This window comes from Psychrobacter sp. FME5, assembly GCF_014861375.1.
GTDB lineage: Bacteria > Pseudomonadota > Gammaproteobacteria > Pseudomonadales > Moraxellaceae > Psychrobacter.
Genome location: NZ_RRYX01000011.1, coordinates 1 through 24,403 on the forward strand (window position 1 = coordinate 1; position 24,403 = coordinate 24,403).

18 protein-coding genes and 2 tRNA genes are annotated in these 24,403 nt (G+C 43.0%); 10 read left to right on the forward strand and 10 right to left on the reverse strand.

The window, feature by feature from the left end; all coding sequences use genetic code 11:
* Positions 1-468 precede the first annotated feature (468 nt).
* Positions 469-544 (forward strand) — tRNA-Asn (locus EI161_RS03045).
* Between the two features lie 206 nt (positions 545-750).
* Positions 751-1,077 carry a CopG family transcriptional regulator gene (locus EI161_RS03050; protein WP_192528973.1) on the forward strand — a complete coding sequence of 109 codons (327 nt, stop codon included), beginning with the start codon at positions 751-753 and terminating at the stop codon, positions 1,075-1,077.
* A 306-nt stretch (positions 1,078-1,383) separates the two neighbouring features.
* Here EI161_RS03050 and EI161_RS03055 read toward each other — a convergent pair.
* From EI161_RS03055 to EI161_RS03065, 3 genes are all read right to left on the reverse strand, one after another.
* Positions 1,384-1,474 (reverse strand) — tRNA-Ser (locus tag EI161_RS03055).
* 92 nt (positions 1,475-1,566) lie between these two features.
* Complete coding sequence (locus tag EI161_RS03060) at positions 1,567-2,742, reverse strand: type I glyceraldehyde-3-phosphate dehydrogenase (RefSeq protein WP_192523178.1); 1,176 nt, start codon at positions 2,740-2,742, stop codon at positions 1,567-1,569.
* Positions 2,743-2,818: 76 nt separating this feature from the next.
* Complete coding sequence (locus EI161_RS03065) at positions 2,819-4,744, reverse strand: AAA family ATPase (protein WP_192523179.1); 1,926 nt, start codon at positions 4,742-4,744, stop codon at positions 2,819-2,821.
* Between the two features lie 414 nt (positions 4,745-5,158).
* Between EI161_RS03065 and EI161_RS03070 the strand changes: the two genes are divergently transcribed.
* The 4 genes from EI161_RS03070 to EI161_RS03085 all read left to right on the forward strand — a co-directional run bounded on the left by EI161_RS03070 (position 5,159) and on the right by EI161_RS03085 (position 10,004).
* On the forward strand, positions 5,159-6,685 hold the full coding sequence (locus EI161_RS03070) for an aldehyde dehydrogenase family protein (RefSeq protein WP_192528974.1): 1,527 nt from the start codon (positions 5,159-5,161) through the stop codon (positions 6,683-6,685).
* A 92-nt stretch (positions 6,686-6,777) separates the two neighbouring features.
* Complete coding sequence (locus EI161_RS03075; protein ID WP_192522871.1) at positions 6,778-7,104, forward strand: DUF779 domain-containing protein; 327 nt, start codon at positions 6,778-6,780, stop codon at positions 7,102-7,104.
* A gap of 367 nt (positions 7,105-7,471) precedes the next feature.
* Positions 7,472-9,115: a GMC family oxidoreductase gene (locus tag EI161_RS03080; RefSeq protein WP_192528975.1), complete on the forward strand. Its 1,644-nt coding sequence runs from the start codon at positions 7,472-7,474 to the stop codon at positions 9,113-9,115.
* A 283-nt stretch (positions 9,116-9,398) separates the two neighbouring features.
* Positions 9,399-10,004 (forward strand): YceI family protein, encoded by a 606-nt coding sequence (locus tag EI161_RS03085; protein WP_192528976.1) that lies wholly within the window; start codon positions 9,399-9,401, stop codon positions 10,002-10,004.
* Between the two features lie 83 nt (positions 10,005-10,087).
* Here EI161_RS03085 and tkt read toward each other — a convergent pair whose 3' ends face one another.
* Together tkt and serS are read right to left on the reverse strand one after the other, a co-directional pair.
* Complete coding sequence (gene tkt, locus EI161_RS03090; protein ID WP_192528977.1) at positions 10,088-12,085, reverse strand: transketolase; 1,998 nt, start codon at positions 12,083-12,085, stop codon at positions 10,088-10,090.
* 282 nt (positions 12,086-12,367) lie between these two features.
* Positions 12,368-13,654, reverse strand: coding sequence for a serine--tRNA ligase (serS, locus tag EI161_RS03095; protein ID WP_192528978.1), 1,287 nt, complete (start codon positions 13,652-13,654; stop codon positions 12,368-12,370).
* A gap of 527 nt (positions 13,655-14,181) precedes the next feature.
* On the opposite strand from serS, the gene EI161_RS03100 reads away from it, so the two are divergent.
* Together EI161_RS03100 and EI161_RS03105 are read left to right on the forward strand one after the other, a co-directional pair.
* Positions 14,182-14,841 (forward strand): YcxB family protein, encoded by a 660-nt coding sequence (locus EI161_RS03100; RefSeq protein ID WP_192522866.1) that lies wholly within the window; start codon positions 14,182-14,184, stop codon positions 14,839-14,841.
* 381 nt (positions 14,842-15,222) lie between these two features.
* Positions 15,223-15,708 (forward strand): Dps family protein, encoded by a 486-nt coding sequence (locus EI161_RS03105; RefSeq protein WP_192528979.1) that lies wholly within the window; start codon positions 15,223-15,225, stop codon positions 15,706-15,708.
* Between the two features lie 237 nt (positions 15,709-15,945).
* Here the strand turns inward: EI161_RS03105 and EI161_RS03110 are convergent, their stop codons facing one another.
* From EI161_RS03110 to EI161_RS03120, 3 genes are all read right to left on the reverse strand, one after another.
* Positions 15,946-16,650, reverse strand: coding sequence for a DUF2057 family protein (locus EI161_RS03110; RefSeq protein WP_192528980.1), 705 nt, complete (start codon positions 16,648-16,650; stop codon positions 15,946-15,948).
* A 56-nt stretch (positions 16,651-16,706) separates the two neighbouring features.
* On the reverse strand, positions 16,707-17,519 hold the full coding sequence (hda, locus tag EI161_RS03115; protein WP_192522863.1) for a DnaA regulatory inactivator Hda: 813 nt from the start codon (positions 17,517-17,519) through the stop codon (positions 16,707-16,709).
* A 291-nt stretch (positions 17,520-17,810) separates the two neighbouring features.
* Positions 17,811-18,917, reverse strand: a complete 1,107-nt coding sequence (locus EI161_RS03120; protein ID WP_192522862.1) for an AI-2E family transporter — start codon at positions 18,915-18,917, stop codon at positions 17,811-17,813.
* 351 nt (positions 18,918-19,268) lie between these two features.
* Between EI161_RS03120 and purM the strand changes: the two genes are divergently transcribed.
* Together purM and purN are read left to right on the forward strand one after the other, a co-directional pair.
* On the forward strand, positions 19,269-20,318 hold the full coding sequence (purM, locus tag EI161_RS03125; protein ID WP_192522861.1) for a phosphoribosylformylglycinamidine cyclo-ligase: 1,050 nt from the start codon (positions 19,269-19,271) through the stop codon (positions 20,316-20,318).
* 8 nt (positions 20,319-20,326) lie between these two features.
* Positions 20,327-21,046: a phosphoribosylglycinamide formyltransferase gene (purN, locus tag EI161_RS03130; RefSeq protein WP_192528994.1), complete on the forward strand. Its 720-nt coding sequence runs from the start codon at positions 20,327-20,329 to the stop codon at positions 21,044-21,046.
* Positions 21,047-21,235: 189 nt separating this feature from the next.
* Here purN and EI161_RS03135 read toward each other — a convergent pair whose 3' ends face one another.
* Both EI161_RS03135 and EI161_RS03140 read right to left on the reverse strand, forming a co-directional pair.
* On the reverse strand, positions 21,236-22,624 hold the full coding sequence (locus EI161_RS03135) for an NAD-dependent succinate-semialdehyde dehydrogenase (protein ID WP_192528981.1): 1,389 nt from the start codon (positions 22,622-22,624) through the stop codon (positions 21,236-21,238).
* Positions 22,625-23,260: 636 nt separating this feature from the next.
* Positions 23,261-24,250 carry a LysR family transcriptional regulator gene (locus EI161_RS03140; RefSeq protein ID WP_192522858.1) on the reverse strand — a complete coding sequence of 330 codons (990 nt, stop codon included), beginning with the start codon at positions 24,248-24,250 and terminating at the stop codon, positions 23,261-23,263.
* Positions 24,251-24,403 lie beyond the last annotated feature (153 nt).

Consider the following 24,403-nt stretch of genomic DNA (forward strand, 5'->3'; position numbering starts at 1 on the left):
GGGTTTAAAACGCCCAATCAGGTGTTCTATAATATAATTTAGCGTTGCACTTGGTGTGTTAATCTAAGTTCAATTAAAACCAGTTTTACCTGTTGATATAGTTGATTCACTTTAAAACTGACACAGTGCTGCTGGAGCAAATTTTTTGCAGCCTCTGTCACGCTTGCGAACAGCCAGCAAGAAAAATTTATACCAGTAGCACGTGGCTACTGACGTATCGATTTTATTTAGAACTGACTATATCTAGGCCGCGTCATCGATTAGCACATCGACTAAAACAGTTTATTTAATATGCCAAAACACCTATTTTTGATAGATTACGATAATATTTATAATTAATGCTCTAATAAGGTTGACAGCTCATAACTACTTGGCTAAAATACGCTCCACATAACGCAAACAAGACAAGCAACGGCGCTTATCAACCCCTTTGTAAAACTTGTAGCAACAACCGTTATGACAACTTATTCTCCAATAGCTCAGTTGGTAGAGCAACGGACTGTTAATCCGTGTGTCCCTGGTTCGAGCCCAGGTTGGAGAGCCATATACTAAAAACCTTCATCATTATTTGATGAAGGTTTTTTTATGGTTATCACTTTTATATTGATTAATGTATTAATTGAACACTTAGAATATTCGCGCAGCTGCGGTGTTCTTTTGAACGTATTTGTTGTATGGTAAGGATTGTTTTCATTAGGTTAGTTTTTATCTGAGTGCTTTACTCCTACTCACTAAAAGTAATGGTTTATTATGATACCTGCACGTATAAAAAATAAGTTTTCTGATCATCCGCAAAAAATCATGCGCCCGATCAGTATTCGTTTGTCTGAAGAGATGATTACACTACTAGAGGCGACTTCGGAAGAATTGGGTTTTAAACGCATTCAAGGACTTATTCGTTTATATATTCGCCAAGGGCTTGACCGTGATCATCAAGATTATACACTCGCCCATGATGAGGTGTTTATTGAGACTCTGCGTAAGCGTGGTGTGAGTCAGCACATCATTGATGAGGCGATTGTGGTGACCCATAATAATATCACCCACCCTTTATCTGAGCTGCAAGACAACGACTAACTCACTATATTAAAAACAGCTTCATTCAATAAAAAGACCGAGCCTGCTTAATCGCGCTTGGTTTTTTTATATTTAACAAACCATTTTTCTTCTCTGCTCTGTCCTATAATAGTCAGTGAAACGTAAAATCGATACATCACGTACTGCAGGTATAGTTTTTTCTTGCTTGCTGTGCCTACGCAGACAGAGGCTACAAAAAAACTATACCAGCAGTATCGTAGCGTTTTTAAAGTATTTTAACTATATAGCACTAAAGCAGTGTCATAAAAAAAGCCCCAATCATTACTGATTGGGGCTTTTTGAATTTGGCGGAGACGGAGAGATTCGAACTCTCGAAGGGCTATGAACCCTTGTCGGTTTTCAAGACCGGTGCATTCAACCGCTCTGCCACGTCTCCATTTGTGCATCATTATAGCGATCTGAAATAAGAATGCAAGCGCTTATCTCAAAAAAGTTAAATTAATTTATAAACGGCTTAAAATCTCTGGGCTATGACTTGCTTGAGGCAAGATGCAAGCACATATCTAACAGCCTGTTGGCATAACCCCATTCATTATCATACCAAGCAAAAACCTTATACTGCTCGCCTATCTGCATAAGCTGTTGCCCATCAATAATAAGCGATTCAGTCTGATGGATAAAGTCACTTGAGACTAAAGGTTCATCGGTATAAGCCATAATATTGATCAAACTACCAGCGCTGGCAGTTTTCAATACTTCTCGAATCGCCTCAATGTCGACGTCCAGCGTATCAAATATAAAATTGACATCAATCGCCGCCACATCGATGGTTGGCACACGAATGGAGTGACCGTTAATCTTGCCTATCATATTAGGTAGCACGCGCTCCGTAGCGGCGATGCTGCTTGAGGTCGTTGGAATGATATTATAACCAGACGCGCGCGCCCGTCTCAAATCACGATGCGCTTGATCAAGCACCGTTTGATCCGCAGTCACGGCATGAATCTCAGTCATCATCGCCGACTTTACGCCAAAGGCTTTATCAAGGGTATCAATGAGCGGCACTAATGCCTGAGTGGTGCATGAGACACTCGATATAATAGGCAATTTACGCGTTAACGACTCGCCATTAACGCCCATAACGATAGAAGCATCGACATGATCAAAGGGAGCCGCGCCGATTATCACCTGCTTAGCGCCTGCCTCTATATGCACACTGGCTTGCTCGTATGAACGATAGTGTCCCGTACATTCAAGTACCACATCAACCTGCAAATCTTTCCACGGCAGTGTCTCTGCATTCTCTCTTGATAATAAACGGATACAATAAGTGAGATTGTTTTTATTTAAGCACAGCTGAATATCGGTTTCTGCTGTCGCACAGGGCTTTTGCTGATAATCAGTAATACCATCTTGAACAATATCAGCGGTCACGCCCAATCGGCTCAAACGCCCATGGGTACTATCGAACCTAAGTAGATGCAATAAGGTCTCAGCTGGCGCCAAATCATTAATGGCGACCACATGAATGGCACGCCCTAGCACCTCAAATCGCTCTAATAATGCGCGCAGTACATTACGACCAATACGACCAAAACCATTGATAGCCACTCGCAAAGGCTGAGTTTGCTCGTTGGTCGCATAAAAACCTGCAACAGAAGGGTCAGAGGTTAGACGATAGGTAGCACTAGAAAAATCAGGCATAACAAGTTATCGCTTTAAAAGATATAAAAAGGAATTGAGCGCTTTCATTGAACAGAGCCTAACCAATCGTAATAAATTAGGGCGTAATAAAGATTAATGCCAAGCGTATGGTGTTGTAATCAATCGCCTGTTTGAGGTGCTCAAAGATTGGGCGTAGCTTAATACTACCATCATCATTGAAGTCGTTGGGGTTATTGGCCACTTTAATCGCTATATAGGCATTACCAACCGCCGTCATCACCTCATCCTCTGGACGCAGATGATCACAAGCGAGGCTCGGATCTTGAGATTTTAGCTCACCAATATGCCGCATGATGGTCGATTGTGAAAGCTGACGCGCCTGGGATATCTCAGCGATAGATAAGCTTTCTTCTAGTAATAGCCGGGTCGCCTGTAAGGTGCTTGCTGATTTATCAGAGACTTGATTGCCTAATTTCTGTTTTTTATCTAGCTTCGCGTGCTGCTGCTCGCGGCGCTTTTTTTGCAAATTGGCATAAGCATCAATCACTGATTTACTTAATGTACCGCCTGATTTCAAAACAAACTTCTCATGGGCTTGCGTCATGCTTTCTTCATCGAGCATGGCATAGCTGGCATCAGCTTCGTCAGACAACACTAAAAAGCGCTTATCGGCGCCACGTGCCAGCGGATCAAGCTGCAAGCTCATCTCATTCATTCCTAGCAATTGCAGACCTGCCAGCGACTTTAGCCGTGATAACGCCACATAACCTTGCCCAAGCTCAAAGGTGCGTGACAAGTCAATCTCAGCGGCATCAAGCGTCATACCTTGTGACTTATGAATAGTAATCGCCCATGCCAGACATAACGGCACTTGCTCATAGCTCGCCAACACTTCACCCGTCTCGTCCTCGATGATCCACTCTTCTGGCTCAGCGATGACCTCACGTCCTGAATTGAGCCGAACCACTGGCATTTTTTGTGTGGTTATTTTTTTGTCCTTTAACTTTTCTTTATCCTTAGCTTTATTTTTTGTATTGTCAGCCTTGTCTTCGTCAGTATCTACAGTGGTTTCATCGTCTGCAATCAAATTATCATTGCTGTCTTTATCATCATTAATTTTTACCGCCGCAAAGCCTATCAGCTCACCCATGGTGCCGTTAGACACACCAAGCTCGGTATTGTTTTTAATAAACATCACTTTTGAGCCAACCTTGAGGATAAGCTCATCTTGGGTACGGACGGTTTTCTTTAGCGTCTCAACCAATTTACTATCGCCAACAGACGTGGCTTCAAAGCGCATCATCTCACCCGATAGCTCGGCTAACTCTTTATCATTAATTTTATTGACATTGAGATTATGGGTATAAAGGCGCGTGCGCTTGATATCGACGTCTTGATCAAAGGTCGCCTCCAGTGCAGCAATCGCTTCAAAGGTCACTTCTTGACGGCGGATTTGATTGAGAATATCGTCCAAATCAAGCCCGCCATTGGCCGCTTCACTCACTTGCCGATGTTGCTCGGATAAATAGCAGATATGAAACTTAGCGTCGAGCCACGCTTCCGACATAAAGGCAAACTTCTCACGGTTGCTCTCACCCTTGCTACCAATCGGCGGTAACTGAAAAAAGTCTCCTGCTACGACGACTTGAATGCCACCAAAGGCTTTGTCATTTTTGCGTACATGCTTAAGTACTTGGCTGACCAAATTGATCTGCTTGGCATGCAGCATCGATATTTCATCGATAATCAGTACCGCAGTGTCTTTGAGTCTATCAGCCAAAAACTGCTTGCGTGATAAATTGGTCAAATCGCGCTCAGATAACTCATCTTTGATGCCAATACCTGACCAGCTATGGATGGTCGTGCCGTTCATATGCGTCGCAGCAATACCAGTACTGGCAGTGACGGCAACGGGTACACGGCGCGCACGCAGATAGTCAATATATTGGTTGAGCGTATAAGTTTTTCCTGAACCTGCTGAGCCAGTCAAAAAGACATTTTGTCCTGTTTTTAAAATATTGAGAGCAGAAGATTGACGCATATATCCAAACCAATTTATTTAATAGTGATAAGAGAAAAATCTAAAGAAAAGTAATATATAGTCAGATCAATATAAAAAATATATAGCGGGACTGATATGAACTTTTTGTAGCTTCTGTCGGCGAAGCCACAGCACACAAGAAATTTTATATCAGTCCCACGTTATATGCCATGTATCCATTTTATTTATTATCGACTATCAGCAAAAACAGCTGCCATGATTATAACAGCTACCTGCATATTACGAACCACTTTAACCCTCATACGTTGTATAACTTAAAGTTATATGATACAAAATATATCATTATAAAAAGTCATTATCACTCTACCTAAAAGCTCAGTACGATAGAGTCATAACTTGATCAGGAAGATCAAGTATTCTCAAGTAGTCATAATACACAACAAGGAGTGGTTAATGTTATACGCTTATCCCAACACTGAAAACAGTCCCGTCCAATTCCGCGAAAAATATGATAACTTTATTAATGGTGAGTGGGTAGCACCAGTCGATGGCGAATACTTTGATAACCCAAGTCCTATCGATGGAAAAACTATTTGCCAAGTCGCACGCTCAAAAGAAGCCGATATCGAATTAGCATTAGATGCCGCTCATGCTGCTAAAGACGCTTGGGGCAAAACCAGTGTTGCTGAACGCGCCAATCTGTTACTCAAAATCGCTGACAGCATGGAAGCCAATCTAGAAGCCATCGCCATTGCCGAATGCTACGAAAACGGTAAGCCAGTACGTGAGACGCTAATGGCAGATATTCCATTGGCCATCGATCAATTCCGTTATTTCGCCAGTGCCATTCGTGCCCAAGAAGGCGGCATCAGCCAAATCGATGAAGACACGGTCGCTTACCATTTCCATGAGCCACTAGGCGTGGTCGGTCAAATTATTCCCTGGAACTTCCCAATTTTAATGGCCGTATGGAAAATTGCGCCTGCCCTAGCTGCTGGTAACTGTATCGTCATGAAACCTGCCGAGCAAACGCCTGCGTCTATCTTATTTATGCTAGAGACTATCGGTGTCGCTGATATCTTGCCAAAAGGCGTACTAAACGTGGTCAATGGCTTTGGTGTTGAGGCCGGTAAGCCGCTTGCATCGAACCCGCGTATTAACAAAGTAGCGTTCACTGGCGAGACGACGACTGGTCGCCTCATCATGCAGTACGCCAGTGAAAACATCATTCCAGTGACACTAGAGCTGGGTGGTAAGAGCCCAAATATATTCTTTGCTGATGTCATGGATGAAGACGATGATTTCTTAGACAAAGCCGTTGAAGGCTTAGTAATGTTTGCCCTCAACCAAGGCGAGGTTTGTACCTGTCCGTCGCGCGCACTCGTCCATGAAAGTATCTATGACGAATTTATGAAACGCTGCATTGCTCGTGTCGAAGCCATCAAAATGGGTAACCCATTAGATACCGAAACCATGATTGGTGCCCAAGCCAGCTCAGATCAATTAGAAAAAATCCTATCTTATTTGGATATTGGTAAAAAAGAAGGCGCGAAAGTTCTGGTTGGCGGCGACCAAGCCAAACACGACGGCGACCTATCAGATGGTTACTATGTCAAACCAACTATCTTTGAAGGCACCAATGACATGCGCGTGTTCCAAGAAGAAATCTTCGGACCTGTACTTGCTGTCACCACTTTTAAAGATGATGAAGAAGCCATGCAGATTGCTAATGACACGCTATATGGTCTGGGTGCAGGCGTATGGACTCGTAGCATTCACAAAGCCTACCGTTTCGGCCGTGGCATCCAAGCTGGTCGCGTTTGGACCAACTGTTATCATCTCTATCCGTCACATGCCGCCTTCGGTGGTTATAAGCAATCGGGTATTGGTCGTGAAAACCATCTAATGATGCTTGACCATTATCAGCAAACCAAAAACATGCTGGTATCTTATAGTCCAAAAAAGATGGGTTTCTTTTAATCTAAGGTAGCAAAATCACTTTAGGTAAATCAATGCAATCTATCAAAAGGTAGGTTGCATTTTTTTATAAATAATTTTAAAAGGAATAAATGATGAAAATTACCGCGACAGAATCCTGTAAAGACCTTATTGAGCTTTTAAAATCTAAACATGGCGAGCTGATGTTTCACCAATCAGGCGGCTGCTGTGATGGTAGCTCTCCGATGTGTTATCCGTTAGGCGAATTTAAAGTTGGCGGTCAAGATGTCCTTGTCGGCGAGCTAGTCGGCTGTCCGTTTTATATGGGCAAAGCGCAACATAAACTCTGGCAACATACTGATTTGACCATTGATGTGGTCAATGGACGCGGTGCCAGTTTTTCGCTAGAGATACCCGAAGGCAAACGCTTTATCGTACGCTCAGATGTTTGCTCGGTATAGACGGGACTAAGCTGAATTCTTCCAATTGTACATACTACAGTTGATTCACTTTAAAACCTATATTAGTACTATTGGAGTAAATTTTACGCAGCCTCTGTCACGCTTGCGAACAGCAAGCAAGAAAAATTTATAACAGTAGTACGTGGCTATTTACTTTATTACAATCGTATCGCTCTTATTTAGAACTGCCTACATAACGAGGCTGAAAAAATTAGCCCCATAATTTCCATTCCCGGTACATCTGCTTTATATTGAACGGACTATATTATTTCAGTGAAATAATAGATACTGTAAGACGTCACTTATTTTGATAAGTCTGTTTTAACATAAATATTTTAATCAGCATGGATGCAACAGGGAATATAAAATGGAATTTGATGGAAATTTTGATTACGTCATCGTTGGTGGTGGTTCAGCAGGATGTGTGCTTGCCAGCCGTCTAACAGAAAACCCAGATATCAGTGTTTGTTTATTAGAATACGGCGGCGAAGGTAAAGACCTTGCGGTTCGCGTACCTGCTGGACTGATTCTTATGGTTCCAGGTAAACCACTGAAATTAAATAATTGGTGCTTTCATACTACTCCACAAACGCACTTAAACAATCGTCGTGGCTTTCAACCACGAGGGCAATGTTTAGGTGGCTCCTCTGCCATCAATGCCATGATTTACACCCGTGGTAGTGCGTTAGATTATGAGCGCTGGGTGGAGCAAGGCTGCGAAGGCTGGGGTTTTGACGATGTGCTTCCCTACTTTATCAAAGCCGAGAACAATGTCCATGGTAGCGATGAACTACATGGCGATAGCGGACCTTCGCATGTCAGTGAATTACTCAGCCCACGCGACATCTCAAAAGCATTTGTCGAAGCGGCCATTGCCAATGGTCTTGACCACAATGAAGACTTTAATGGCGCCAAGCAAGACGGTGCAGGACTGTATCAAGTCACCCACTTTCATGGCGAAAAACAAGGCCAGCGCTGCTCTGCCGCTGCCGCTTACCTACATCCTGTGCAAAGTCGATCAAATCTGACGGTCGTTACCCATGCGCAAGCCAACCGCGTCATCTTTGAAGACAAGCAGGCAACGGGCGTAGCGTATGAAAAAGACGGTGTCGAACATACAGTCATGGCACGTCATGAAGTGATATTATCAGGTGGCACGTTTGGTTCACCCAAAGTTCTGATGCTATCAGGTATCGGCCCTGCTGAGCATTTACAGTCACACGGCATCGATGTATTGGTAGATGCGCCCGAAGTTGGCGGTAATCTACAAGACCATTTGGATGTAGTATTTGATTACGAGGTTAATACTACTGATGTTATTGGTATTGGCATGGCGACCATTTCAACGCTGACCAAGGGTATTCGACAGTGGAGAAAGGACGGTACAGGCCTCTTGTCTTCTAACTATGCTGAAGCAGGCGCATTCTATAGCGTTGGTGACGCTCCAAAAGAATGGCCAAACACCCAATTGCATTTTGTAATCTCTCGCGTGATCGAACACGGTCGTGATCTCAGGCGCGGCTTTGCTGTCTCATGTCACAGCTGCTATTTACGTCCTGAAAGTCGCGGTACGGTCAGGCTCGATTCTGCCAACCCCTCAGACACAGTATTGATAGATCCAAACTACCTCTCTGACCCCAAAGATGTAGAGTATATGGTAGCAGGCGCGGAGCGGGCGCGAGCAATCATGCAAGAATCACCAATGGCCAAATATATTACCGAGGACTACCCTGCTCCTTATATCGAAAAAGACGGCATGCTTGGCTATATTCGCAATAAGTCAGATACTATCTACCATCCAATTGGCACTTGCCGCATGGGTTCAGATAGCGATTCAGTGGTCGATTTAGAATTAAAAGTACGTGGGGTAAATGGGCTACGAGTCATTGATGCGTCAGTTATGCCGACATTGATTAGTGCCAATACCAATGCACCAACGATTATGATTGCTGAAAAAATTGCCGACCTTATTAAGGCAAATCATAGCCATAAAAAGTCAGTGGTTGCATAAATACAAGAGAGATACAGCGGGACTGAGACGCTTACGTTTAAAACATAAGTTTTACAGTCCCTATCGATATAGGCATAACAAGCCAGAAAAACTTATACCTGTCTCGCGTCACAACATATTTATTTTATTTAGGGCATGTCATTTAATCACGACTTTAATAATACATTGAAATAAGATAGTTGTAGTAAGCTATCTACTTATTATTTATTGCTTAAAAAACGACAAATTCTCATAACCCACTTCAAATAACGATAAAGTGATTATTACCATCTGGATTGTACCTATGAATACACGCACCACTTCTTGGCTCAAAATAACGCTAAGCACCTACCTATTATTATCACTACCAGTAATGAGTCTGGCCGCTAGTACAACGCCACAAAAATGGAAGTTGGACGTACCAAAAACCAACGTGAATTTTGAAGTCAATTATCTAGGTAAAGCCACTACCGATGGTAGGTTTAATAAAGTAAATGGCACTATCCATTATGATGTAAAAAAACCAGCAAGTACGACCATTAACTTTACCGTTTATACCGATAGTATTGATACAGATCGCAGTCTACGAGACGCCTTTTTGCGTCGGAAGGCGCTGCTGAATACTCAGCAATATCCGACGATGACTTTTGTTTCCAAAAAAGTCAGCATGATTAATCCCAAAGAAGCGAATGTAACCGGTGACTTTACCGTCTTAGGTCAAACCAAACCCTTAACCGTTAGAGTAAAGCTATCGGATGTCGAAAAGGATCCTGTCACCTCTAAACCTGTTTTGAAGTTCCGCGCTACCGGCATGGTTGATAGATATAATTACGGAGTTACTGCTTTTCCAAAAATCATCAACAATATCATACCTCTTGAGATATCAGGGAAGCTGATTGCTGCTAATTAGTTTTGAATAGCTTAAAAAACCCAATAAAAAAGAGTTGCTAGGAATCTAGCAACTCTTTTTTATTATCTAAACAGCTGGTTTAATTAAACCAAACTATTCACCGCATCAACCACAGCTTCAGTGGTAATGCCGAACTCTTTATACAGCTCATCTGCTGGCGCTGATTCACCATAAGCGCTCATACCGATGACTTTGCCATCAAGACCGACGAACTTAAACCAGTAATCTACATGCGCCGCTTCTACAGCTACGCGGGCGCGGATATTGGCTGGCAATACCGCTTCGCGGTAGCTAGCATCTTGCTCTACAAAGATTTCAGCACATGGCATAGAAACCACACGCACGCCAACGCCATTTTGGCTAAGCGTTTGATACGCTTGCATGGCTAGTCCAACTTCTGAACCAGTGGCGATGATGATTGCTTGTAGCTCGCCTTTTTCTTTTGCCAGTACATAACCGCCTTTGGTGATGTTCGCGACTTGCTCGCTATCACGTGCTTGATGTGGCAAGCTTTGACGGCTAAAGATTAACGCTGATGGATTGTGTTCAGACTTAATCGCTTCAACCCAAGCACTGGCAGATTCGGTCGCATCACACGGACGCCATGTACGTAGATTCGGCGTGGTACGCAGGCTAGTCAATTGCTCAACTGGCTGATGGGTTGGGCCGTCTTCACCCAGACCGATAGAGTCATGGGTATAAACATGAATGATACGCTGCTTCATGAGTGCGCCCATACGGACGGCGTTACGTGCATACTCCATAAACATCAGGAACGTTGCCACGTAGGGGATAAAACCGCCATGCAGTGCGATACCATTAGCAATCGCAGTCATACCGAACTCACGCACGCCATAGTAAATGTAGTTGCCGTCAGCATCTTTTTCGATGCCTTTAGCACCTTTAAATAGCGTGAGGTTTGAGCCAGCAAGATCCGCTGAACCACCCATCAATTCAGGCAATAATGGCTGCAAGGTATTAATCGCATTTTGACTGGCTTTACGGCTAGCGACATCGCCGCCTTGATCTTGAGTTTGCTGAATATAGTCTTGGGCTTGCTTGTCAAAGTCCGCAGGTAATTCACCGTTTAAACGGCGTAATAGCTCAGCTGCCAGTTCTGGATACGCCTTTTTATAAGCGTCAAAATCTGCATCCCAGTTCTTCTGTTGGACGTCACCTTTGATTTTAGCATCCCACGCTTCATAGATTTCATCATCTAATTCAAATGGTGCATGCTTCCAAGATAACGCATCGCGAGTTAAGGCGATTTCATCATCACCAAGTGGCGCGCCATGGCTGGCTGCTAGACCTTGCTTGTTTGGACTACCAGCGCCAATCGTCGTTTTACAAATAATAAGACTTGGCTTAGTGGTTTCTTTAATCGCTTGTTCAGTGGCCTGCGTAATAGCATCGGCATCATGACCATCAACCTTAATCACTTGCCAGCCGTACGCTTCAAAACGCGCTTGCGTGTCATCCGTGAACCAGCCGTCGACGTCGCCATCGATTGAAATACCGTTGTCATCATAAAAGAACACTAGTTTGCCAAGACCTAGCGTACCTGCTAGCGAGCAAACTTCATGGCTGATACCTTCCATCAAGCAGCCATCACCTAAGAACGCATAAGTATGATGATCAACGACGTTATGACCGTCACGGTTAAACTGCGCTGCCAGCGTTTTTTCTGCAATTGCAAAACCAACGGCGTTGGCAATACCTTGTCCTAGTGGACCAGTGGTGGTTTCAATACCAGGGGTATAGCCAAGCTCAGGATGACCAGGGGTTTTCGAATGCAATTGACGAAAGCCTTTTAGGTCATCGACGCTGACATCATAGCCAGATAAATGTAACAATGAATAAATCAACATCGAGCCATGACCGTTTGATAGTACAAAGCGGTCGCGGTTATGCCACTGCGGGTCAGCAGGATTGTGCTTTAAAAACTTGCGCCACAACACTTCGGCAATATCCGCCATACCCATCGGTGCGCCTGGATGTCCGGAGTTGGCTTTTTGAACCGCATCAAACGACAGTACACGGATGGCATTGGCTAATTTACGTTCGCTAATTGGAGCTGGCATAGAGTGTCCTAATATTCGAAAGAGAGGTATGGAGCATAAGAGGAGAGTTTACTCAGAGGGTCATCCATCAAAAACGCGCTAGGCATCTTCAATAGATAGGCTATAAAATCAAAATGTAATATTAACATATTTGCTATGAAGCAAGCCAAAAATGCGCTGACAGAAGCGTTTGTATTTAACAATCATTCATATCAGTTTTGTTAAATGATAAACAATCATAGGGGGCTATAAATAAACTGCGAGTCAACCTAGCGACTCGCTGTTCATACGGCTAAATTTCTATTAAACAGTAATTGCCTCGACACCGCCCATAAACGGACGTAATACTTCTGGAATCGTAATACTGCCATCCGCATTTTGATGGTTTTCCATCACAGCCAATAAAGTACGGCCGACCGCCAAGCCTGAACCATTTAGCGTATGTGCTAGGCTGGTTTGCTTGCCGTCTTTGACGCGTGTGCCCATACGGCGTGCTTGGAAATCGCCACAGTTTGAGCAGCTTGAGATTTCACGGTAAGTCTCTTGGCTTGGCAACCACACTTCGATATCGTAAGTCTTTTGCGCAGCAAAGCCCATATCGCCAGTGCATAATTTTACCGTACGATACGGCAGATTTAGCTGCTGCAAGACATATTCTGCTTGTCCAGTCATCGCCTCAAGCAAATCATCAGATTGCTCAGCAGTAGCAATATTGACCATCTCAACTTTTTCAAACTGATGCTGACGAATTAGACCGCGGGTATCACGGCCGTGCGAACCCGCCTCACTACGGAAACAGGGTGTATGCGCGGTAAATTTTAACGGTAACTCTTTAATATCTAAACGCTCACCGCGCACCAAATTGGTCATCGGTACTTCGGCGGTTGGAATCAGATAAAAATCAGTGCCTTCATTATTGGTATGATTGGTTAGTTTAAACAAATCATCTTCAAACTTCGGCAGCTGACCCGTCCCTTTTAAGCTCTCACTATTAACGATATAAGGGACATAGGTTTCAGTATAGCCGTACTTAATGGTATGAGTATTTAGCATAAACTGAATTAAGGCGCGGTGCATTTGCGCAAGTTGCCCTTTTAACACGTTAAAGCGACTGCCCGTAAGCTTGGCGGCGGCTTCAAAGTCGAGCATACCCAGCGTTTCACCGATATGCGTATGGTCTTGAACCTCAAAATCAAACTCGCGCGGTGTACCCCATTTGTGTACTTCCACATTGTCGTCTTCTGAGGTACCAACGGGTACGTCTGTTGCTGGAATATTTGGAATCTGTAATGCCGCTTGAGTGATACGCTCTTGCAGAGTACGCAGCTCGTCTTCAGCCACCTTAATTTCTCCGCTGACATTTTGCATTTCAGCCAATAGCTCACTGGCATCTTCGCCTGATTTTTTTAGTGCACCTACTTGCTTAGCCCCTGCATTACGGCGCGATTGCAACTCTTCAGTTTTGACTTGTAAGGATTTACGCTCGGACTCAACCGTTTGCCAGAATGCCAGATCAAGCGCATAACCACGAGTGGCCAACTGCTGTTGTAAATCACTTAAATCGCCGCGTAAGAGTTTTGGATCAATCATAATAGTTGCCTGTAACGCTAAAGTGGATAAAAGGTTCAAAAATAAAATCGTCAATTGGTTAGCTGAGCTTTATGACGTCGTGATAAATGTCATGTGATAAAGCTCAGCTATGACGCTGTGTTGGTCATGAGAATATGTTGTGGACGCTATAATACCAAGACCCAGCAGATTTGACCATGTTTTGGCCAGACTTTGGGTAGGTTTCACTCATTTTTTAATTAATTTTCGCTCATTTTTTGATGAAGACATCACTCACTGCGCCATAATATCCATGATTGGTGACACGCTATTTTTAGCTTAACGATCTGCTCTGGTGTGTCACGAGTACTTGTAATGCTTTTCTATCTCCCTTAATCGTAATAATATGAACTCTATCAGAGAACAGAGTGGCTTATATGTTTCATTTAAGAGCGCTTTTCGGTAAGATAAGCGCATACCTTTATTTCACTTCTAGCCGAGTACAGCTTTGCTGCTTTGCTTTAACGATTAAACCTAACGCTTTTAATACAAGTATTTGAGAAACCTTTATGGCCCTGTACCCCTACACCCTACAACCTGTCGCCTTAAACCTGACCGAGGCTGAATTTCACCAAGCACAGTATGAACTGTTTGCCAGTGCCAGCCCATCATTTGGTCTATCCAGCTTCAAGACCAAAGAATGGATTATTATGGCGGTGGTTGTGATACTGGCAATTGCAGGGCTGGTCTTTGTCACCGGCTACTCGACCATTATTTTTTGGTTGATGCTGGTAGCAGTGGTGGTTTATCTACTGGTTCGTACCCTTGGCTTTAAATGGTATGTCAAAAGAGAGTTTGAAAAACAAGTCGCTGAACAAGAAATGCCCGATGAGATGCGTCAAATGAAGCTTGGGGTGCAAAAGCATGGTTTGGTCATGGCCATGCCGGTCAATCAGCCAGATATGTTTAATAGCAATCAGATGCGCGGGATGCAAATGCGCGCGGGTCAAACCCAGCAAGCAGTGATTCCTTGGAGCGCGGTCAAAAGTTGGGATGAGACGGACGATTATATTTTTATGATGTTTGAAATGAAGGGTCAACAAGGCAGTCAAATCATCCCTAAACGCTTAAAAGCGCAAAAATTCCCTATCGATACGGTACGCCAACATCTAGAAGAAGTCATTGCGGTAAAAGGTCTGAACCCTGAAAACTTACAACCTCCCGCATAAACCTTATAACGTAGATATGGATAGTATCAATAAATGAGTAGCATCGATGAATTAGTAGTTTCAATAAATCAATCATAAAATTACATTTATTGAATTTAACTTATCACTGCTACTTTGCTATTATAATAAGCATCAACAGACAAAATATTGAATACTAAAAAATATTAAGCTCTAAATATGAGATTCATCTACTGAAATAAGAACAAAGCATATTTAGATTCAACCTTTTTTAGTATTGTTGATTCAATTTAAAAGAGGGTCAAGGCAGCCGAGTGCAGAGGTATATGTCATACTTCAATCGAGGTTGACACTGTACTCTTTTATCGTGGATTGACTATATATGATAGAGTCAATGAACACTCACACTATAAGGATAATATTATGAGTAATACTAACAATGTGACCAACCAAATCGGTCTAGAAAAAGCAGACATGAGCGAAGTAATTGAGAAGTTAAATAGCCTGTTATCAAGCTACCATATGTTTTATATCAACGTTCGTGGCTATCATTGGAACGTTAAAGGCGAGCACTTCTTTACTTTGCATCCACAGTTTGAAGAGCTATATACTGCCCTACAAATACAAATTGATGAAATCGCTGAACGTATTTTAACCTTAGGCGGCACACCACTACACGCCTATAGCGACTTTGCTCAGCATACAAGCATTGAAGAAGATAAAAACGTTAAAGATGGCACCACTTGCGTCAAAGGTGTGGTAACTGGCCTACAGGTACTTATCCAAGAACAGCGCCAAGTGTCGGCACTAGCAAGCGATGCCGATGACCAAGGTTCAGCGGATCTCGTTGATGCTTACGTGCAAGAGCAAGAAAAGCTGGTTTGGATGTACAACGCTTTTTTAGGCTAACAATTTCTGTTTAAAACAATATATAGTTAAATACTTTAAAAACGCTACGATACTGCGGGTATAGTTTTTTTGCAGCCTCTGTCTGCGTAGGCACAGCAAGCAAGAAAAAACGGTACCTGCAGTACGTGATGTAGCGATATTACTTCTCACTGACTATAGAAAAAATAAATTTTGAGTAATAAAAAAGCACCTAAATTAGGTGCTTTTTTATTTTGCTAATACGTTACTAATGCCTATTTATTTTTGAATCCACTGACGCATTTTCTCACGCTCAGCAGGTGTTGCTTGTAGCCAAAGTTGCATAAATTGATCTAAGGTATTGGTAGATGAAGCAACGCTTGTCGTTTGCTTAACCGCAGTGACTGTACCGGTATCAACGTTACTTTGAGTGCTTGCTTCTGGCTTATCTAGTGCCGCAATAGCACGCTGGTTTTGTAGCTCAGCATCACCGCCACCAAATGCCCCACCTAGTGCTTTGCCTAGCCCTGAGAATAAACCGCCATCGCTACCCCCAACACTTTCTTGGCTGGCAATAACGGTATTGTTCTGTTGTACCGCGAGTGTTGGACGCTCAGCATATTCTTTGGCTGCTGCGTACTCTTCTGGTTGGTTTGGCATGGTTAAGCGATAGGTTTGATTGTCTACCATTTCAGCGGCGACGCTGATATTCCCTGAGCGCAAATAGTCGTGATCATCGCGGCGCAATTTATATAGACGATCATACTTAGCGGTAATCACATGTTTGCCAGGCTGTAATGTGAAACTTTTGGTTAAAGGCTGAAAGAGGCTTTGCGTAAGCTCTTGACCATTGATTGCGGTGACTTTGATATGGTCATCAACCAATAAAGTCACCGCTGCTTGTGACAACGTAGAAACGGCGCCCGCACCAATGAGCAAAGCGCTGATAGACAATTTTTTTAGCAAAGAAGCATTCAATTTCATAAGTGGTTCCATTAATAGTAAAAACGTTTCGGATAGAGATATTCGTGTGCTTAATGCTAAAAATCAAGCGGCATTGTATGATGGGTATGCTGATCTTGATCAGCAGCATCGTTGTCTACTTGCGTCTCTTGGGCAATATCAGCCAGCTCTGCGGCGAGTGTCTGCTCATCAATCGTACGCAAAGCATCGCTTATCACTGCTTTAGATATATTACTACGGCCAAGGTTTGAAAACATCGGTTGAATGTAATTGAGCACTTCCATCATCGCACCGATACGATGCGGCCCTTCAGTGAGTAAATAACTGATAATACGTTCATCAAACTGCCAACCACGTCTGCGTAATATGGACTGCAATAAGGCTTGACGATCTGCCAAATCGTGACCTGTAGGCACTTTAAACGAAGGCGCTTGTGCCAAACGTGTCAGCAAGTCTCTCAACTGAAACGGCAGTTCGGATGCAGGCTTATTGGCAGCAAATAATAGCTGGCGCTGGCCTTCACGGCTGCGATTGATCAGATGAAATAATGCTTCTTGCCATTGGCTGTTTTGCTCGATCACTTCTAAGTCATCAATAGCAATCAATGAGAAATTCTCTAAAGAAGAAAGCACATTGACATCGGTATGAATCAGCTCATTCAGTGACAAACAAATCGCCGACTTGTCCATCTCGATAAACGACTCACAAATAGCGGATAATAAGTGCGACTTGCCTGTAGCAGGACTGCCAAATAGGTACAGCTGACCAATCAGGCCGACATGTAGCTGCCGCACTGCATCAATAATAGACATCCAACCTGGACCGGCAAAGTCACTGAGACTTGCATCGTGCTTAATATCCAGATTGAGACTTAGCTGTGCTTCTGCCATGAATCATCAACTCGTTTTGCATGGGGTAATAAGTAGGGTAATAAAAAGTGCCATAAAAAAGGATAAACGACTAATATTTTTAAACCGGCTTTGGCAAAACTCGCTTTTATCAAAGCCAACCTAGTAACGGCAAATACCGTTATTACTGCGCCTATATATAACATATTTGCAAAATGACTGACAAGTCTTTTACCCATTAAGCCCAATCAATTATCATTTATCAACAGTGCCTTGCACCGTAAAACAGCCTTCCCACCTAATACATTTCTATCCTTGGGTAATATAACCTCATTATTGTTTATCAAATAAAGCAAACTGTTTCCGGCCTTTATAAAAATCCGTGGATTGGTAATAAGCATACAGGTGACGGAATAAAACGTTGATGACAGCAGACACAGGCAGCGCAATAAGCATACCGACGAAACCTAGCAAACTTGCCCCTGCCAACACCGCAAAGATGACCCATAACGGCGACAGTCCAATCTTATCACCTAATAGTAAAGGTTGTAGGATATAGCCTTCTGCGGCTTGACCAACCAAAAACGCGCCAACAATCAATGATAAATGTGTCCAGTCTAAGCCAAATTGGAATAGGCAAGCAGTAATCGCCGCAATAAAGCCGATACCGAAGCCCAAATATGGGACGAAGCTGGCAATACCAGCCACCATGCCAATGATAAGCCCAAGCTCAAGTCCGATAAGCTGGAGCTGCACGGCATAAATGGCACCCAATAATACCATCACTAATAGCTGACCTTTAATAAATGCCATCAATGCACGATCGCATTCTTGAGCGATGGCCACTACTTTTTCACAATAAGGCTCTGGTATCGCTACCTTCCATGTTTGTAGGCGTTGATCCCAGTTAAACAAGAAATAAAAGGTCAAAATAGGAACCAATACAATGAGTCCAGCATTGTTGATGAAATTCATACTCGAGACAAGTATTTGACTCATCATCGTGCTGGCATCGGCAAACTTATAATTCGCCTGCATATAGTCGACTAAGCTCTCAGAAAACCCTTTGGCTTTTAGTTCAGGTAGACGAATGCGACTGTTGTTGGTGAACCATTCTCGCACGACTTGATTATACCAATTTAAAACCTTGGGCAAATAATCCCATGCAGCTTGCAGCTGATGCCACAGCGTCGGTACTAGCCACCAAAGTAGCAGCACCATCCCCAAAGTAATCGTCGAGTAGACGATAATAATCGCCATCCAGCGTTTGATATATTTAGACAGACGCTTTACCAGTGGATTAAATAAATACGCCAGCACAAAAGCAAAGACAAACGGCACAATGACCGGCATCATTAAATACAACAAGAACACCGCCACAATGATAGTAACGACAATAAATAAACGCCGAAAAAAAGGATCTATTGGTTGTTTCATCATGACAAGTAATCCTTGGTTAGGCTGATTTAAAATAGTGGTGCGCTTAGTCCATGTTGTAACATGCGTTAAGCAGTAAGCTTATAACAGCGAACAGTTATTGACAATAAATTTAGCGTTCTATTATTGCAGAGTAAAATAAAAAAGCCGTCATTTTTTGTTTCTTAATTTTTTATTGACCCTTTATCATCAGCCTACATTAAATATCAGCCAATTATCGAGCAAATAACAGCAAGTTGCTTTGCGAGTGTGGGGCATTTTTGGGTATAATGCGCGCACAATCTACGAAATTCACACGACCGATTCGCTTTTCTACTGACTGACCTTCATTCCTATAAAATTTGTGAGATGACCATGAGTAATAAGCCTTCTTTAAGCTACAAAGATGCAGGCGTTGATATTGATGCTGGCGATGCGTTGGTTCAACGTATCAAATCCGTGGCAAAAGCCACTTCACGCTCTGAAGTTGTGGGTGGACTTGGCGGTTTTGGGGCGCTTTGTCGTATTCCGACTGGTTACACCTCACCCTTATTAGTTTCGGGTACTGACGGCGTAGGCACCAAGCTTAAACTGGCCTTGCAACTGAATCGCCATGACACCATCGGTATCGATTTGGTTGCCATGTGCGTCAACGATTTATTGGTCTGCGGTGCAGAACCTTTATTTTTCTTAGATTACTATGCAACAGGCAAGCTTGATGTTGATGTGGCGGCCACGGTCGTTACTGGTATTGGCGAAGGCTGTAAGCTATCAAATTGCGCACTGATCGGTGGCGAAACGGCTGAGATGCCCGGTATGTATCAAGATGACGATTATGACTTGGCTGGGTTCTGCGTAGGCGTCGTTGAAGAGAGCGAGGTAATCACTGGTGAAAATGTCGCAGAAGGCGATGTATTGATTGCCCTAGCTTCCAGTGGTGCGCATTCTAACGGTTATTCATTGGTTCGTAAAGTCATTGAAGTCAGCGGCATTGATGTCACTACCAGCAATGAGCAATTAGACGGTCAACCTATTCAAGATGCCCTAATGGCACCGACACGTATCTATGTTAAAGCCATCAAAGCACTACAAGACGCCCTCGGTAGCTCAGCTCTACATGCGATGTCACATATCACTGGTGGCGGCTTAACGGATAACTTACCGCGTGTATTACCAGATAATCTAGCGGCGAGTATCGATGCCAATAGCTGGCAGTTCTCAGAGCTATTTACGTGGTTACAAACCCAAGGTAATATTGAGCAAAGCGAGATGTACCGTACCTTTAACTGCGGCGTTGGTTTTGTCATCGTGGTTCCTAAAGATAAAGCCGAAACGGCTATAAAAATCTTAAATGATGCAGGCGAAAATGCGTGGCAAATGGGTGAAATGGTCAGCCGCGAAGCGGACGCCGTGGTGTACCGTTAATGTCAGAAATGTCAGATGTATTACCAATATCCGTTGATACTGTCTCAGTTGAACCTATCAGCCAAGCCCGTAAGCCATTGCGCATTGCTGTCTTGGTATCTGGTAGTGGTAGTAACCTGCAAGTATTGATCGATGCGATGCAAGCAGGCGCGCTACCGATTGAGATTGTCGGTATCATTAGTAACCGTGAAGATGCCTATGCGATTAAACGCGCTGAGCAAGCAAATATCCCTGTTGCCCTGCTCTCACATACCGATAGCGGCAAACGTATGGGGATTAAAACTTTTGAGAGCCACGCTAATGAGCAGTTAAAATCATGGCAACCTGACTTGATTGCCTTGGCCGGATTTATGCGGGTATTGAGCGGATCATTTATCAATAATGCACCAGCACCGATGATCAATCTGCATCCGTCGCTGCTACCTGCTTATAAAGGGCTTAATACGCACCAGCGTGCCATACAAGCGGGCGAGCGTCATCATGGTTGTAGTATTCATGTGGTCACCGCTGAGCTCGATGCTGGCGCAGTTTTAACCCAAGCTGTATTAACGGTTGGCGTTAAAGATACAGTGGATGGCTTACAATCACGCGTACAAAAGCTCGAACACCAACTGCTACCTTGGACGATATTACTGATTGCTAAAGGTGTTATCAGTTTGAACGATGGCATTAATAATAAATCCAGCCATTTACCAGCCTTACCTTTAAAGCTATGGCTAAATAATTAAGTTTTAAACATAACTATTTCACCCATAACTTTCCGTTTGATAAAAAAGCAGAACCATAACTGGTTCTGCTTTTTTATGCGCTCAAATAACGTGATTGATAATTTATAGCACTGATGATTCATAGCAAAAAAAATATCCCGCTACTGAGTAACGGGATATTTAAAATTAAGCTGTTAAAATAATTTAAAACTAAGCAGGTTTTTTGCCAACCACATGTACTGCTTTGATATTTACAAACTCTTTTATACCGAAGCCACCATGTTCACGGCCGTAACCTGAGTCTTTAACACCGCCAAACGGTAAACCTGGATTGACCAAATCATAGCCATTGATATAAACCATACCGGTATCGAAGTGCTGCTGAGCCAGTTTAATGGCTTTCTCTTCATCTTTTGAGAAGATAGCACCACCTAGCCCATAACGACTGTCGTTGGCAATTCTGAACGCATCATCTTGGTCTTTGGCGCGAATAAGCGAGGCAACTGGACCGAATAGCTCGTCTTTATAAGCAGGCTGTTCTGGAGTGATATTCTCCAAAATAGTCGGTGGATAAAAAGCACCAGGCTTATCAGAAACCTCCCCGCCTAAAGTAATCGTTGCGCCTTTATCCACACTTTCTTGAACTTGTTTATTCAAATCATCACGCTGCTTGATACTTGACATGGGACCGACGTCAGTAGAGTCGTCCATTGGGTCGCCTACTTTGTAGTTATTGAATTTTTCAATAACGAGATCGCGGAATTTGTCATAAACACTATCGACGACGACAAACCGTTTGGCGGCGATACAAGTTTCACCATTATTGTATAAGCGTGCATGGGCACAGGTTGCCGCTGCCAAGTCTAAGTCGGCGTCTTCTAATACGATAAACGCATCGTTAGAACCAAGTTCCATGACGGTCTTTTTCAACGCTTTAGCCGCCTGTTGAGCTACAACGCGACCCGCCACATCACTACCGGTTAGTGTGACGCCGCGTACTTTTTCATGTTCAATCACTTTTTCAGATTGGTCATGACTGATAATTAATGCGCGGAACAAATCATTTGGTAGGTCAGACTCATGCATGATTTTTTCAATCAATAAGCCTGAACCTGTCACGTTAGAGGCGTGCTTAAGCAAAATACTGTTACCTGCCATTAAATTGGCAATGGTATAGCGAAATACCTGGTAAGCGGGGAAGTTCCATGGTTGGATACCATAGATAATACCGATAGGATCGTAACTGATAAGACCTTGCTTAATACCCTCGATATCGCGTTCATCACTCGCCAGAGCAGCAGCGCCTTCACTGGCAGTGAAATCGCAAATACCTTTACATAAATCAACTTCACCTAAGCTGGCCGCTAACGTTTTACCACGCTCTTCGGTCATCAGTTTTGCCAATTCATCTTTATACTTTATCAGTGTGTCGCCAATAGAAGTAATCACTTTAGCACGCTCTTCAGGGCTTACTAAACGCCATTCTGAAAATGCCTTGTGAGACGCATCAATGATTTTATTGACTTCATCATTGCTCATATAGCGATAGTCTTTAATGTCTTTACCCGTCGCTGGGTTTACAGTGGTAATATCTGCCATGATAATTATCCTTGTTTATTTATTATTGATTTATTGAATGAAAATTGCTGTTAAGGTAATAGCTATCTAGAGAGCCGCTGATTATTAATGGACAGCTAATTATTAATGGACAGCTATATTGAGATTTATACGAATAATTTAAAAGTATTGAAAATGATAATAGTGACGTATAACTTAACAATGCTTATTTCAGTTGTTTTTTTTCTTAACGTTCAATTATCATAACAAAATGCCCAGCCGATAGTTTTTACAAGTTATAAAGAAGTGTGCTTAAGATGTTAAGAATGTGACACCCTTATAAATAAACCATTCACAAAAATTAGAATAGTAGGGAAAACGAGTGTAAGTACTACGCCTTGTAGACTATAGTTAAAAAATACTTCAAAAACACTACGATACTGCGGGTATGGTTTTTTTGTAGCCTCTGTCTGCGTAGGCACAGCAAGCAAGAAAAAACGGTACCTGCAGTACGTGATGTATCGATTTTACGTTTCACTGACTATAAACGAGTTTGAAGTCGCTAATCGTACTTTCTAGGTTTGGCATAAAGATGAAATTCATTTCAAAATCAAACAAATAAAAAACCAGCGCAGCGGCTGGTTTAGTGGGTATTAAATAAAATATACATTAAAACAGTTAAAACAAGTGATTAATAATCGGAATCTCTTGCGGTGGATTCTCTTCTTCATCGACGATTTGACGGGCCACATGCATGATAAGTTGACGCAACCAACGATGGGCTGGATGATGCTGCAATAAAGGCGACCACGCCATCGTCAACTCAAACTCAGGGATAAAGAAAGGTGGCTCTTCCATAATAATGCTGTCGTTATTGGCTTGCATTTTTGCCACACGGGTCGGCAATGTTGCAACCAAATCTTTATTAGCAGCGAGCATCGCAGGCATTTGATAATGACGGGTAAAAACACTAATTTGACGCTTTTGACCTAAGCGCTGCAGGGCTTGATCGATAGAACCTAAGCCGCCAGATTTTTCTGGATTGACCCCAAATCCCACGCCCATACCTGTTTTAGAGACCCAAACGTGTTGCGCTTTTAGATAGTTTTTTAGATTAAAACGATTGGCATAAGGGCTTTCAGAAGACAATAAACAACTAAACGTATCGCGCCATACCAACACCTGATGGAAGCTTTGCGGGATTTCATTAAAACGATTAATCGCCAAATCTACTCGCCCCTGTTCCATATCGCGATAGGAAACGTCAGATGGCGTCAAGAAATCTAAAATAACGTTCGGCGCCTCTGATCTTAGCGCTTTTACCAGCTTTGGTACTAAGGTCGCTTCAGCATAATCTGAGGTCATGATACGAAAAACGCGCGAAGTGCTATAAGGACGAAATTCAGTGCGCGGCTCTAATACTTGGGTCAAATCCGCCAATATTTCGCGGATTCGTGGCTGCAACTCTAAAGCACGTTCAGTCGGCGTCATACCCTCAGATGAACGCACCAACAACGGATCATTAAACAACTTACGCAAACGGCGCAAAATATTGCTCATAGCAGGCTGAGTGATTCCAAGCTGCTCAGCTGCACGTGTTACGTTTTTCTCTCTTAATAACACATCTAAATGTACTAGTAGGTTTAGATCTACACGTTGCAAATTCATATCAACATCTCTTTAAGCCTCTTTTTAGAATACTTTCTAATTTCAGGCAAATTTATAATTTCAGGCGACTCTTAAGTACGCGACCGAATAAAGCAAAAACACTAGGCTGACCAACGGACCTTACTTTACAGTCAGTTTTTAGCTTTTAGAACG